The 13303-nt window shown below is 70.3% G+C and carries 13 protein-coding genes; 9 read left to right on the plus strand and 4 right to left on the minus strand.

Going from position 1 to position 13303, the window contains the following annotated elements; all coding sequences use genetic code 11:
• Positions 1 to 74 precede the first annotated feature (74 nt).
• The 7 genes from IE198_RS22015 to pstB all read left to right on the plus strand — a co-directional run bounded on the left by IE198_RS22015 (position 75) and on the right by pstB (position 8431).
• Positions 75 to 2303, plus strand: coding sequence for an RNA degradosome polyphosphate kinase (locus IE198_RS22015; protein WP_189889218.1), 2229 nt, complete (start codon positions 75 to 77; stop codon positions 2301 to 2303).
• On the plus strand, positions 2290 to 3675 hold the full coding sequence (locus tag IE198_RS22020; protein WP_189889220.1) for a CHAD domain-containing protein: 1386 nt from the start codon (positions 2290 to 2292) through the stop codon (positions 3673 to 3675). The genes IE198_RS22015 and IE198_RS22020 overlap by 14 nt, the downstream gene beginning before the upstream one ends.
• On the plus strand, positions 3672 to 4091 hold the full coding sequence (locus IE198_RS22025; RefSeq protein ID WP_189889222.1) for an NUDIX hydrolase: 420 nt from the start codon (positions 3672 to 3674) through the stop codon (positions 4089 to 4091). Before IE198_RS22020 ends, IE198_RS22025 begins: the two co-directional genes overlap by 4 nt.
• Positions 4092 to 4354: 263 nt before the next feature.
• The gene (gene pstS, locus IE198_RS22030) at positions 4355 to 5488 is read left to right on the plus strand and encodes a phosphate ABC transporter substrate-binding protein PstS (protein WP_189889224.1); all 1134 of its coding nucleotides are present in this window, start codon (positions 4355 to 4357) and stop codon (positions 5486 to 5488) included.
• A gap of 153 nt (positions 5489 to 5641) precedes the next feature.
• Positions 5642 to 6577: a phosphate ABC transporter permease subunit PstC gene (gene pstC / locus IE198_RS22035; protein ID WP_373299927.1), complete on the plus strand. Its 936-nt coding sequence runs from the start codon at positions 5642 to 5644 to the stop codon at positions 6575 to 6577.
• Positions 6574 to 7647 carry a phosphate ABC transporter permease PstA gene (pstA, locus tag IE198_RS22040; RefSeq protein ID WP_189889228.1) on the plus strand — a complete coding sequence of 358 codons (1074 nt, stop codon included), beginning with the start codon at positions 6574 to 6576 and terminating at the stop codon, positions 7645 to 7647. The genes pstC and pstA overlap by 4 nt, the downstream gene beginning before the upstream one ends.
• Positions 7648 to 7654: 7 nt before the next feature.
• Entirely contained in the window at positions 7655 to 8431 is a 777-nt protein-coding gene (gene pstB / locus IE198_RS22045) for a phosphate ABC transporter ATP-binding protein PstB (RefSeq protein ID WP_189889230.1), read from the plus strand.
• Between the two features lie 973 nt (positions 8432 to 9404).
• Here pstB and IE198_RS22050 read toward each other — a convergent pair.
• On the minus strand, positions 9405 to 10403 hold the full coding sequence (locus IE198_RS22050; protein ID WP_189889231.1) for an inorganic phosphate transporter: 999 nt from the start codon (positions 10401 to 10403) through the stop codon (positions 9405 to 9407).
• 5 nt (positions 10404 to 10408) lie between these two features.
• Positions 10409 to 11029 carry a DUF47 domain-containing protein gene (locus IE198_RS22055; protein ID WP_189889234.1) on the minus strand — a complete coding sequence of 207 codons (621 nt, stop codon included), beginning with the start codon at positions 11027 to 11029 and terminating at the stop codon, positions 10409 to 10411.
• A 193-nt stretch (positions 11030 to 11222) separates the two neighbouring features.
• On the opposite strand from IE198_RS22055, the gene IE198_RS22060 reads away from it, so the two are divergent.
• Positions 11223 to 11567: a metal-sensitive transcriptional regulator gene (locus IE198_RS22060; protein ID WP_100107921.1), complete on the plus strand. Its 345-nt coding sequence runs from the start codon at positions 11223 to 11225 to the stop codon at positions 11565 to 11567.
• Positions 11568 to 11642: 75 nt separating this feature from the next.
• Here IE198_RS22060 and IE198_RS22065 read toward each other — a convergent pair whose 3' ends face one another.
• A complete protein-coding gene (locus IE198_RS22065) occupies positions 11643 to 11903 on the minus strand; it encodes a hypothetical protein (protein ID WP_189889303.1) in 261 nt (86 codons plus the stop codon).
• A gap of 225 nt (positions 11904 to 12128) precedes the next feature.
• A complete protein-coding gene (locus tag IE198_RS22070) occupies positions 12129 to 12968 on the minus strand; it encodes an SCO4651 family lipoprotein (RefSeq protein WP_189889236.1) in 840 nt (279 codons plus the stop codon).
• A gap of 160 nt (positions 12969 to 13128) precedes the next feature.
• Between IE198_RS22070 and IE198_RS22075 the strand changes: the two genes are divergently transcribed.
• On the plus strand, positions 13129 to 13296 hold the full coding sequence (locus tag IE198_RS22075) for a hypothetical protein (protein ID WP_189889238.1): 168 nt from the start codon (positions 13129 to 13131) through the stop codon (positions 13294 to 13296).
• Positions 13297 to 13303 lie beyond the last annotated feature (7 nt).

Genomic DNA, 13303 nt, shown 5'->3' on the forward strand with positions numbered 1-13303 from the left:
CCAACGGGAGAAAACCTCTCGCCCCGGCGCCTTCCGACGCGCCGGTGACACCGCGCGCGCGGAACAATGGGGCCATGAGCCAGCAGCCCGCCGAGGTCCCGGTCCAGCACCCCCAGCCGTCCGTCGCGTCCATAGCCGCGCACCGACCGCACACCGTCGCCGCCACGGTCTCCGATCTCGAACCCGACCTCGACTCGGATCTCGACTCCTACGAGGACGACGAGTCGAGGCTCGGCTCGGAGCTGCCCCAGGGGCGTTTCCTGGACCGCGAGCGCAGCTGGCTCGCCTTCAACGAGCGGGTCCTCGAACTCGCGGAGGACCCGGCCACGCCGCTGCTCGAGCGCGCCAACTTCCTCGCGATCTTCGCGTCCAACCTGGACGAGTTCTTCATGGTCCGCGTCGCCGGCCTGAAGCGCCGGATCGCGACGGGCGTCGCCACCCGTTCGGCCTCCGGTCTGCAGCCCCGCGAGGTCCTCGATCTGATCTGGACCCGCTCGCGTGAGCTCATGGCCCGGCACGCCGCCTGCTACCAGCAGGACATCGCCCCGTCCCTGGCCGACGAGGGCATCCACCTCATCCGCTGGCCCGAGCTCACCGAGAAGGAGCAGGCCCGCCTCTTCACGCTCTTCCGGCAGCAGATCTTCCCGGTCCTGACCCCGCTCGCCGTAGACCCCGCGCACCCCTTCCCGTACATCTCGGGTCTTTCGCTGAATCTGGCCGTGGTCGTGCGCAATCCGGTCAGCGGCCACCGCCACTTCGCCCGGGTCAAGGTCCCGCCGCTGCTCTCCCGCTTCCTGGAGGCCTCGCCCCAGCGGTACGTGCCGCTGGAGGACGTCATAGCGGCGCACCTGGAAGAGCTGTTCCCCGGCATGGAGGTGCTGGCGCACCACATGTTCCGGGTGACCAGGAACGAGGACCTGGAGGTCGAGGAGGACGACGCGGAGAACCTCCTCCAGGCGCTGGAGAAGGAGCTCATGCGCCGCCGCTTCGGCCCGCCGGTGCGCCTGGAGGTCGAGGAGTCGATCGACCCGTACGTCCTTGACCTGCTGGTGCGCGAACTCAAGGTGTCGGACGCGGAGGTGTACCCGCTGCCCGGGCCGCTGGACCTGACCGGACTGTTCGGCATCTCGGCGCTGGACCGGCCGGAGCTGAAGTTCCCGAAGTTCGTCGCGGGTACCCACCGCGACCTCTCCGAGGTCGAGTCGGCGTCCGCGCCCGACATCTTCATGGCGCTGCGCGAGCGGGACGTGCTGCTGCACCACCCGTACGACTCCTTCTCGACGTCCGTCCAGGCCTTCCTGGAGCAGGCCGCGGCCGACCCCGACGTCCTCGCGATCAAGCAGACGCTGTACCGGACGTCCGGCGACTCCCCGATAGTCGACGCGCTGATCGACGCCGCCGAGTCGGGCAAGCAGGTCCTGGTCCTCGTCGAGATCAAGGCCCGCTTCGACGAGCAGGCCAACATCAAGTGGGCCCGCAAGCTGGAGGAGTCCGGCTGCCACGTCGTGTACGGCCTCGTGGGCCTCAAGACGCACTGCAAGCTGTCGCTCGTCGTCCGCCAGGAGGGCGAGACGCTGCGGCGCTACTCGCACGTCGGCACCGGCAACTACCACCCGAAGACCGCCCGGCTCTACGAGGACCTGGGGCTGCTCACCGCGGACCCGCAGGTCGGCGCGGACCTCTCGGACCTGTTCAACCGGCTGTCCGGGTACTCGCGCCGCGAGACGTACCGGCGGCTGCTGGTCGCGCCCAAGTCACTGCGTGACGGGCTGATCTCCCGGATCAACAAGGAGATCGTCCATCACCGGGCCGGCCGCCCCGCGTACGTCCGCATCAAGGTCAACTCGATGGTGGACGAGGCGATCATCGACGCCTGCTACCGGGCGGCGACGGCAGGCGTCCCGGTCGACATCTGGGTCCGCGGCATCTGCGCGATACGACCCGGCGTGACGGGCCTCTCGGAGAACATCCGGGTCCGTTCGGTCCTCGGCCGCTTCCTGGAGCACTCCCGGATCTTCGCCTTCGGCAACGGCGGCGAGCCCGAAGTGTGGTTCGGCAGCGCCGACATGATGCACAGGAACCTCGATCGCCGGATCGAGGCGCTGGTACGGGTCACCGACCCGGCCCACCGCGCGGCTCTCACCAGGCTGTTCGAGACCGGCATGTCCGACACCACGTCCTCCTGGCACCTGGGCCCGGACGGCGCGTGGACCCGGCATGCGACGGACTCCGACGGCCAGCCGCTGCGGCATGTACAGGAGACGCTCATAGACGCCCGGAGGCGCCGGCGTGCACAGCCCTGATCTTTCCCGGCCGGACACCGTCCCCGACGGCACTTTCGCGGGTACGGCGGGCGAGGCGGTGGCCCACTACCTCCATGCCCAGGCCGCCGAGTTCCTGCGCAGCCTGCGCCGGCACGGCGAGAGCGGCGCGGAGACGGCGGCGGTCGCGGAATCGGCCCGCGCGCTGCGGGCCGCGTCCCGCCGCATCAGCGGCACGCTCCACACGTTCCGCCCCCTGCTGGATGCGGCGTGGGCGGACGGCCTGCGGACCGAGCTGGCGTGGCTGTCGACGACGCTGGCCCAGGAACACGCCTTCACCTCCCGGCTGTCCCGCCTCCTCGACGCGCTCTCCCGTCTCTCGGGCACGTCCCCCCTCCCTCCGGCCCGCGGCGAATCCCTGCCGCTGCGCGGGCCGGGCGCCGTAACGGGGGGCGGTGATCTCTCCGCCCCGGCCCGCCGAGGAAGCCACAGCAGCGGCCACGCGGCGGTCCGTAACGCGTCCGGATCGAGCGCCGCAGGCGACACCACCGTGGCCACAGGCGCCGATCACAGGAGCCCGGCCCGGGGGACGCCCCCCGGACCCTCGAACAACGGCGCCCCCCCGACCGGGAGGGTCGACGGCCGTTCCGGCAGTGCAGCCGGGCCGGGCGCCGCCGACGACACCCACGGACCTGACGCCGCAGTCGGCGACGGCCCCGAAGGGCCCGGGCGCTCCGCGCGCGGAGCGGGCCGCGGCGGCGGGGGTGCACTGGATGTCGGAGCCGCGCGGGCCGGGGCGTTGCTGGAACGGCAGCTCACCCTCGCCCGGACCCGCGCCCACTCCGCCGCGCTCCAGGCGCTCGGTTCGTCCCGCTTCCACGCGGTCGCGGACGCCGTCGCCTTACTGGCCTCCGAGCTCCCGCTCGGACCCGCGGCCGCAGGACCCGCCGCGGAGACGCTCGCCCTGCCCGCGGAGGCCGCCGAGCGGCGGCTGCTCGCGGCGGTCGCCGAACTGCCGCTCGGCAGGGCGGCCCACCCGTACAACGCCGAAGCACTGTTCAGCGGCCTCGCCACCGCCGCCGGCGAGGCGCAGGACGCGCCCTGGCACGAGGTCCGCAGGCTGCTGCGGCTGCACCGCTACGCGCAGGAGGTGCTGCACCCCACCGGGGACCCGGTCCTGTGCCACGCCGGCCTGGTGCTCGACCGGCATCGCGACGCCGCGGAAGCGGCAGCCGCGGCCGCCGCGGCTGCCCGTACTCCGCGTATCGCCCCGGCCACCGCGTACGCCCTGGGCGTGCTCCATGCCGACCAGCGGCACGAGGTCGAGGCGGCCCGGTTCGCCTTCCAGCAGGAGTGGCGCCACGCCACCGCGCCGCACGCCACCACGGCGGTCACGGCGGTCACGGCGCCATGAACGGCCGGGACACCGTGCTCGCCGCGGGGTGCGTGCTCTGGCGCCGCTCCCCGCACGGGGACGACGGTCTCGAGATCTGCCTCGTACACCGCCCGAAGTACGACGACTGGTCCCACCCCAAGGGCAAGCTGAAGCGCGGCGAGGACACGCTCGCCGCCGCGCTGCGCGAGGTGCTGGAGGAGACGGGCCACCGCTGTGTCCCCGGCGCCCGCCTGCCCACCATGCGCTATCTCGCGAACGGCCGGCCCAAGCAGGTCACCTACTGGGCCGCAGAGGCGACCACCGGTTCCTTCGCCTCGGGCAAGGAGGTCGACCGCATCGTGTGGCTGCCGCCCGCCGCCGCGCGGAACAGGCTCACCCAGCCCCGTGACCGGGCCCTGGTCGACGCGCTGCTGCAGGCGCTGAACAGGGCGTGACCGGGAGCGGGCGCATGCCCCTCCGGTCCCGATCCGCACCTCGTACCCGTCCCCCCGAACGGGTGGACGTCCGCAGGAGCACGGGGCCGCCGAAGGAGCACCGGGTCGCCGGTCACGGTTCACCTTGCGTTCACTCTCTCCCGTCGGCCGCTTCATCTCATCTGCCTAATTTCGGCCCCAGACGGGTGACCGGCACGGTGCCGGTCCCCCCACCCCCGACGCACGCCGCCACCGACGGCGGCAACTGGAAGGAACACCAGAAAGTGAAGCTTCAGCGCAAGAACGGGCTTCGCGCCACCGCGCTCGGCGCCCTCGCGATCTCCGGCGCCCTGGTCCTCACGGCGTGTGGTTCGGACAACAACACGGACGCCGACACCGGCGGCGAGAAGACCAGCGCTGCGTCGAACATCAAGTGCGACGAGGCCAAGGGCCAGATCCTCGCAGCCGGCTCGAGCGCCCAGAAGAACGCCATGGACGTGTGGGTCAACGCCTTCCAGGCAGCCTGCTCCGGCGTCGAGGTCAACTACCAGGCGATCGGCTCCGGCGGCGGTATCACCAAGTTCAACCAGGGCCAGGTCGCCTTCGCCGGCTCCGACTCCGCGCTGAAGCCGGAGGAGGTCGAGGAGTCGAAGAAGATCTGCAAGGGCGGCCAGGGCATCAACCTGCCGATGGTCGGCGGCCCCGTCGCGATCGGCTACAACCTGGAGGGCGTGGACAACCTCGTCCTCGACGCCACCACCATCGCGAAGATCTTCGACTCGAAGATCACCAAGTGGAACGACCCGGCCATCGCGAAGCTCAACCCCGACGCGAAGCTGCCGGACTCCTCCATCCAGGCGTTCCACCGCTCCGACGAGTCGGGCACCACGCAGAACCTGCACAAGTACCTCAGCGAGGCCGCCCCGGCCGACTGGAAGCACGACCCCAAGTCGAAGTCGTGGCTGGCCCCCGGTGGCCAGGCCGCCAACGGTTCCTCCGGTGTCGCCTCCCAGGTGAAGCAGACGCAGGGCTCGATCGGCTACTTCGAGCTGTCGTACGCGGCCTCGCAGTCGATCTCCACCGTCAAGCTGGACACCGGTGCCGCCGCCCCGGTCGAGGCGACCAGCGAGAACGCCTCCAAGGCCATCGCCGCCGCCAAGATCAAGGGCACCGGCAAGGACCTGGCCCTGTCCCTCGACTACAAGACCAAGGTCGAGGGCGCCTACCCGATCATCCTCGTGACGTACGAGATCGCCTGCGACAAGGGCAACAAGGCGGAGACCCTGCCGACCCTGAAGGCGTTCCTCAACTACACCGCCGGCGAGGAGGGCCAGAAGGTGCTCTCCGAGGCCGGCTACGCGCCGCTGCCGGCCGAGATCGCGACCAAGGTCCGCGAGATCGTCCCCACCCTGTCCTGATGTCCGGCCGGGGCCGGTCCGTGCCACGGACCGGCCCCGGCATCCGGTGCACCGCCGCCTGGAGCCCGACGGCTCCGCAGACCGGAGACCCCGATGGATACAACAACCACCGCATCAGCCCCACCGCCCCGTGCGCCTGAAGCAGAGCGCACCATGCGAGGCAAGACCCGGCCCGGTGACCGCATCTTCCTGGGCCTGTCCCGGGGAGCCGGCATCTCCCTCCTGGTGATCATGGCCGCGATCGCGGGATTCCTCGCGTACCGCGCCGGCATCGCCATATCGAAGGACGACGCCAACTTCCTCACCGAGTCCGAGTGGAACCCGGCCGGTAACCCGCCGGTCTTCGGCATCGCCGTGCTCGCCTTCGGCACGATCGTGAGCTCGGTCATAGCAATGATCATCGCCGTGCCGGTCGCCATCGGCATCGCGCTGTTCATCTCGCACTACGCGCCGCGGAAGCTCGCCGCCCCACTCGCCTACGTCGTCGACCTGCTCGCCGCCGTGCCCAGCATCATCTACGGCCTCTGGGGCGCCCTCTTCCTGGTGCCCTACCTCGACGGCCTGAACAGCTGGCTCGACGAGTACCTCGGCTGGACGTACATCTTCGAGAAGACCGGCGAGGGCGTCGCCCGCAACCTGTTCACCGTGGGCATCCTGCTCGCGATCATGATCCTGCCGATCATCACCAACGTCACCCGTGAGGTCTTCCTCCAGGTGCCGAAGATGCACGAAGAGGCCGCTCTCGCCCTCGGCGCCACGCGCTGGGAGGTCATCCGCATGTCGGTGCTGCCCTTCGGCCGCTCCGGCATCATCAGCGCCTCCATGCTGGGTCTCGGCCGCGCCCTCGGCGAGACGATGGCCGTCGCCGTCGTCCTGTCGCCCAGCTTCATCATCTCCGGCCACCTGCTGGACCCGGGCGGCGGCACCTTCGCCCAGAACATCGCCGCGAAGTTCAACGAGGCGGACGGGTTCGGCCGGGACGCGCTGATCGCCTCCGGTCTCGTCCTGTTCGTGATCACTCTGCTGGTCAACGGAGCGGCCCGCGCGATCATCGCCCGCCGCAAGGAGTACTCGGGGGCCAACGCATGAGCCAGACCCTTCAGGACAAGCGTCCGGTGGCCGCCGTTCGCACCGGCTCCCTCTCCCACGCCCGCATGCCGCGCTGGGCCCCGGCCGCCATCGCGGTCGGCTCGATCGCCGCGGGCTGCGGGATCGGCAGTGCCGCCGGCTGGCACAGCCGCGTCCAGTGGGGCATCATCGCCGCCCTGATCTTCGTTCTCGCCACCTACGTGATCACCACCAAGGTCGAGAACTCCCGCCAGGCCAAGGACCGCGTCGCCACCAGCCTCGTCTGGGTGTGCTTCGTCCTGGCCGTCGTGCCGCTGCTCTCGCTGGCCTGGGTCACTGTCAAGGAGGGCATGGAAGTCGTCGACGGCTACTTCCTCGGCCACTCCATGAACGGCGTCCTCGACGTGCAGCCCGGCGGCGGCATCTACCACGCCCTGCTCGGCACCGTCGAGCAGGTCCTGATCGCCGCGGTGATCGCCGCCCCGATCGGCCTGCTCACCGCGATCTACCTCGTCGAGTACGGACGCGGAAAGCTGGCCAAGGCCGTCACCTTCTTCGTCGACGTCATGACCGGCATCCCCTCCATCGTCGCGGGCCTGTTCATCCTCGCGACCTGGAACCTGATGCTGGGCTTCGGCCCCTCCGGCTTCGCCGGCGGACTCGCACTCGCCATCCTGATGATGCCGGTGGTCGTCCGCTCCACCGAGGAAATGCTGAAGCTGGTCCCGAACGAGCTGCGCGAGGCCTCCCTCGCCCTGGGCGTACCGAAGTGGCGGACCATCCTGAAGGTGGTCCTGCCCACCGCGATCGGTGGCATCACCACCGGTGTGATGCTCGCCGTCGCGCGCGTCACCGGTGAGACCGCCCCGGTACTGCTCCTCGTTTTCGGCACGAGGCTGATCAACCCGAACCCCTTCGAAGGCGCCCAGTCCTCGCTGCCGCTCTACGTGTACGAGCAGTACGCGGTCGGCACCGACGCCTCGATCGCGCGCGCCTGGGGCGCCGCCCTGGTTCTGATCGCCTTCGTCATGATCCTCAACCTGGTGGCCCGCGGCATCGCCCGCTGGAAGGCCCCGAAGACCGGAAAGTAGAACCACCATGGCCAAGCGAATCGATGTATCCGGCCTGACCGCCTACTACGGCTCCCACAAGGCGATCGACGACATCTCCATGACCATCGAGCCCCGCTCCGTGACGGCCTTCATCGGCCCGTCCGGCTGCGGCAAGTCCACCTTCCTGCGCACCCTGAACCGCATGCACGAGGTCACCCCCGGTGGCCGCGTCGAGGGCAAGGTCATGCTGGACGACGAGGACCTGTACGGGTCGAACGTCGACCCCGTCGCCGTGCGCCGCACGGTCGGCATGGTCTTCCAGCGGCCGAACCCCTTCCCGACGATGTCGATCTTCGACAACGTCGCGGCGGGCCTGCGGCTGAACGGCTCCTACAAGAAGAACCAGCTCGCGGAGGTCGTCGAGCGCTCGCTCAAGGGCGCGAACCTCTGGAACGAGGTCAAGGACCGGCTGAACAAGCCCGGCTCCGGCCTGTCCGGCGGTCAGCAGCAGCGTCTGTGCATCGCCCGCGCGATCGCGGTCGAGCCCGACGTGCTGCTGATGGACGAGCCGTGCTCGGCGCTCGACCCGATCTCGACGCTCGCGATCGAGGACCTGATCGGCGAGCTGAAGGAGCGCTTCACGATCGTCATCGTGACGCACAACATGCAGCAGGCGGCCCGCGTCTCCGACCGTACGGCCTTCTTCAACCTCGCGGCCGTCGGCCAGCCCGGCAAGCTCATCGAGATCGACGACACGGAGCGGATCTTCGCGAACCCGTCCGTCCAGGCGACCGAGGACTACATCTCGGGACGCTTCGGATAAGGCGTCTGCGGGTGCTGCATGGCGGTGCCACCCGCAAGACGACGGGCCCGCCCCTCTCCCGGGGGGCGGGCCCCACACTTTTCCCTCGACCGCGGGCCGCTCTGGTCGGGGCTCCGCCCCGATCCCCGCGCCTCAACCGCCGGCGAGGCTGGTCTGCCTCCCGCCCGCAGTAACGGTTGCCGCGCGCAGCGTCAATCCACCCTCGCTCGGGGCACCACCCACGGCCGCCAGGCCGTAGGGGAGGTTGGAGACCACGCACGAAGCGCTGCCGTCCGGCGGCCGGGCGAATCCCCGAAACACCGCGCGGACCGCAGCGAACGGGCCCGGAACGGAGCCCGGAACCGGCCCGGGCCCTGGCCCTGGCCCCGAGCAACGCCCGCAGGCGGCGGGTTACGGGGTCGGGGCGGAGCCCCGAACGGGCCCAGGCACCGCGCGGACCGCAATGAACAGGCCGGTCGGGGGGCGGAGCCCGGAACAGGCCCGGGGGCGGAGCCCGGCACGGGGTCCGGGGCGTGGCCCCGAGCAACGCCCGCAGGGCGGGTTACAGGGTCGGGGCGTGGCCCCGACCGGGCCCGGGCCGTGGCCCCGAGCAACACCCGCAGGCGGCGGGTTACGGGGTCGGGGCGGAGCCCCGAACGGGCCCAGGCACCGCGCGGACCGCAATGAACAGGCCGGTCGGGGGCGGAGCCCGGAACAGGCCCGGGGGCGGACCCCGGCACGGGGTCCGGAGCGTGGCTTCGAGCAACGCCCGCAGGGCGGGTTACAGGGTCGGGGGCGGAGCCCGGAACAGGCCCCGGGCGGAGCCCGGCACGGGGTCCGGGGCGGAGCCCCGGTTCGGGAAGGGGCGGGGTGGGGAAGAGCACCGCGCAGCGGCAACCCGCACACACCACGCCCCCCGCCGCCCCACCGGGCAACGGGGCCATGAGGCCATGAGGCCATGAGGCCATGAGGCACTCCGGACCGGAACGACCGGTCAGCCGAAGACCAGGTACACCACGCCATAGCTGAGCGCAGCGACCAGCGCCGCCGCCGGCATCGTGATGAACCACCCCATGATGATGTTCTTCGCGACACCCCACCGCACCGCGTTCACCCGCTTCGTCGCCCCGACACCCATGATCGCCGAGGTGATCACATGCGTCGTCGAGATCGGCGCGTGGAACAGGAACGCCGAGCCGAACATGATCGACGCGCCCGTCGTCTCCGCCGCGAACCCCTGCGGCGGGTCCAGCTCGATGATCTTGCGGCCGAGCGTCCGCATGATGCGCCAGCCGCCCGCGTACGTGCCGAGCGACAGCATCACCGCGCACGCGATCTTGACCCAGACCGGGATCGGGTCGCCGGCGTTCTCGACGTCGGAGATGACGAGGGCCATCACCACGATGCCCATCGTCTTCTGGGCGTCCTGAAGACCGTGACCGAGCGCCATGCCCGCCGCGGAGACCGTCTGTGCGATACGGAAGCCGCGCTTCGCCTTGTGCGGGTTGGCATTTCGGAAGATCCACATGATCGAGACCATCACCAGATAGCCGACGACCAGACCGACGACCGGCGAGACGAACATCGGGATGACGACCTTCTCGAGCACACCGGTCCAGATGACCTCCGTCCCGCCGGCCAGAGCCGCGCCGACCATGCCGCCGAACAGCGCGTGCGACGAGGACGACGGCAGGCCGAAGTACCAGGTGATCAGGTTCCAGACGATCGCACCGACCAGCGCCGCGAACAGGATGCCCATGCCGCGCGAGCCGACCGGGGTCTCGATGAGCCCCTCGCTGACCGTCTTGGCGACGCCCTGTCCGAGGAACGCACCCGCGAGGTTCATCACCGCGGCCATCGCCAGCGCGACGCGGGGGGTCAGTGCCCGTGTGGAGACGGAGGTCGCGATCGCGTTCGCGGAGTCGTGGAAGCCGTTGGTGTAGGTGAAGAAGAGCGCGACCCCGATGGTCACGACCAGGGCGAAGGTGTCCACGTGGTTCAGGACTCCTTGACCGCGATGGTCTCCACCGTGTTCGCCACGTGCTCGAACGCGTCCGCGGCCTCCTCGAGCACATCGACGATCTGCTTGAGCTTGAGGACCTCCATGGCGTCGTACTTGCCGTTGAAGAGGTGGGCGAGCAGCTTGCGGTGGATCTGGTCCGCCTGGTTCTCCAGTCGGTTGACCTCGATCCAGTATTCGGTCAGGTTGTCCATGGTCCGCAGGTGCGGCATGGCCTCCGCGGTCAGCTCCGCGGCCCGTGCCAGAACCTCGATCTGCTGCTCGACGCCCTTGGGCAGTTCCTCGACGTTGTAGAGGACGACCAGGTCGACGGCCTCCTCCATGAAGTCCATGATGTCGTCGAGCGACGAGGCGAGGGAGTAGATGTCCTCGCGATCGAAAGGCGTGATGAAGGAGGAGTTCAGTTGGTGGAAGATCGCGTGGGTAGCGTCGTCGCCAGCATGCTCCGCCGCCCGCATCCGCTCCGCGATCTCGGCCCTGGCGGAGGATTCCGCCCCGAGCAGTTCCATCAGGAGCTTCGAGCCCGTGACGATGTTGTCCGCGGATGCGGCGAACATGTCGTAGAAGCTCGTCTCCCTGGGGGTCAGACGAAATCGCACGTGGGGTCCTCGGGGTGCTGGGATTCGGTCAGGCTGATGCTAGGCGCAACATCCGGCCACGGCTAACCGGCAGTATCCCAGTGTCGCCCATCGGAACAAGCCGATCAGCACGGGCCCCACTACTTTCCGCACGATTCGTTACCATATACCCACGAGGGGTATACATTCCCTTTCTGGGCAACGGGAGGACACGATGACGACCACCGAGGCGGCCGGCCTTCCGGTCACTGACCACGAGACCGACCACGACCGCGGAGTCCACGGGTACCACAAGCAGAAGGACGAGCACCTCAAGCGCCTGCGGCGGATCGAGGGCCAGATCCGCGGGCTGCAGCGGATGGTCGACGAGGACGTGTACTGCATCGACATACTCACGCAGGTCTCGGCCTCCACCAAGGCCCTGCAGTCCTTCGCGCTGCAACTGCTCGAGGAACACCTGCGGCACTGTGTCGCGGACGCCGCGGTCAAGGGCGGCGACGAGATCGACGCGAAGGTGGAGGAAGCGACGAAGGCCATCGCCCGCCTGCTGCGCACCTGATTCCGCTTACGGAGGGTGACCAGCGCGGCGGCGCCCACGCACGACGGGGGCGCGACGGTGGCTTGATCTTGTCGGTCAGGCTCTCCGGCGGCCGGGCGTCTGCCGCCCACCCGGCCCCGGCTGTCTGGGAGACGTAAGCCCCTGCATATCGGCACAGTCGCCGCGATCGACGCACCGCGCCCGGTCCGCCGCCACCATGAGGACCTCATCGATACGGTCCGCGCTGAGCCGCTCCCCGGCCGCTGCCGACGCGGCGATCATCAGCTCACCGCAGAGCTCGATCTCGGCGAGGGCCACGTGGTCGTCGTGGACGGTGGCCGTACGGGTCGGAGCCACGTGCAATCACCTCTTCCGGCCGATGTCGGTCCCGCCGATGTCGGTTTCCTAGCGTAGGGAGCGGTGCACGCCCTGCGCATGGCACGTCCGGACCATTTAGGTTCTGACTCTCCCGGCCCAGGCTCCCCCAGCCTCCCCGATCCAGGGGTCCCCGGCCCAGGCTCCCCCGCCTCCCACGTACGGGCCCGCCGGCATCCCCCGCCCCGCCAGCCCGGCACGACCCGCTCAGACGCCGACTTTTCCGGAGTAGATGTCCTTTTGCTCCGGGAGCTGGACGACCACGCTCGCCCCGAAGTCGAAGAGGACCGTGGTCGACGTGACGTCCACCGTCCGGCCCTCATTGGCGAAGGTGAAGTGGTGCCGCACCTTGCGGAGTCTGCCTGCCTCGTCCAGGTAGGCGTCGAACGGCACGACGTCCTTGGCGAAGCCTTCCGCCGCCGCGGCCAGGGACGCTCTCGTATGAGGCACCGCGACACTCGCCGCTCGCCCGATGTGGGTCGTGCCCTTGAAGTGCCGCACCTTCTCGCCGGACAACTGCACGTCCCCCACGTACTCCACCCCGTCCGCGCCGCGCAACAGCTCCGCGGCGGCGAGCGGGTCGGTCGCCCCGCCCGTGACCAGGTTCCCGTCGTCCAGGGTGGTGGTGTCGACCCTGACCCACTTGTCGGCGGGCACTCCAGCGCCCCGGTTCTTCATGTACAGCGCGCCGGGCGTCAGCAGTTCGGTGATCGGCTCGTGTTCCTCCTCACCGGCGGCGTCCGGCGGCAGGACGACCTTCAGCCTGCCCATACCGCGGGCGAAGTCGTATCCGCCCTCGCCCCGGATGGTGACCCGCGTCCCGCCGGACGCCATCTCCATCGACGTACGCGCCTTGGAGCTGCGGGCGCCTACCAGCGTGTCCGCGGCCTTGCGAACCTCGTCGGCCGAGCCGCCGGCCCGCACCGCACCTCCGTCGCCGCCCACGGCGGCAGCACCTCCGCCGGAGCATCCTCCGACCGTGGCCACGGCCATGGCTGCCACGACGACGGCAACCGCCCCGCCCCTGCGCTTGTGCTGCACCACCATCGCCTGCCAACCCCCAACGCCGGACCGCTGCTTGTACGAACTCGCCCTTCCCCTCGGCCCCGGGGGCCTGGGGACACCCATTCGCATAACGACGGCCCGGGCACGTCGTCACGCCGGCACCCGGGGTTTACGGCGGCTGCCGCGGCAGTAACGTTGACCCGTGCCCCAGCAGGACCCTTCGGCCGGTGAGCCGGCGACGCACCTGGCCACGACAGTCGAGCGCGGTTCCTTCGCCGTCGCCCGCTGCAGCTGCGGCTGGTCGGGCCCGGCGAGACGGTCACGGGACAAGGCGCGTACGGACGCCAGGTCGCACACCTCGGCCTCCTGACGCGCGA

The sequence above is a fragment of the Streptomyces xantholiticus genome (assembly GCF_014651015.1).
GTDB lineage: Bacteria > Actinomycetota > Actinomycetes > Streptomycetales > Streptomycetaceae > Streptomyces > Streptomyces xantholiticus.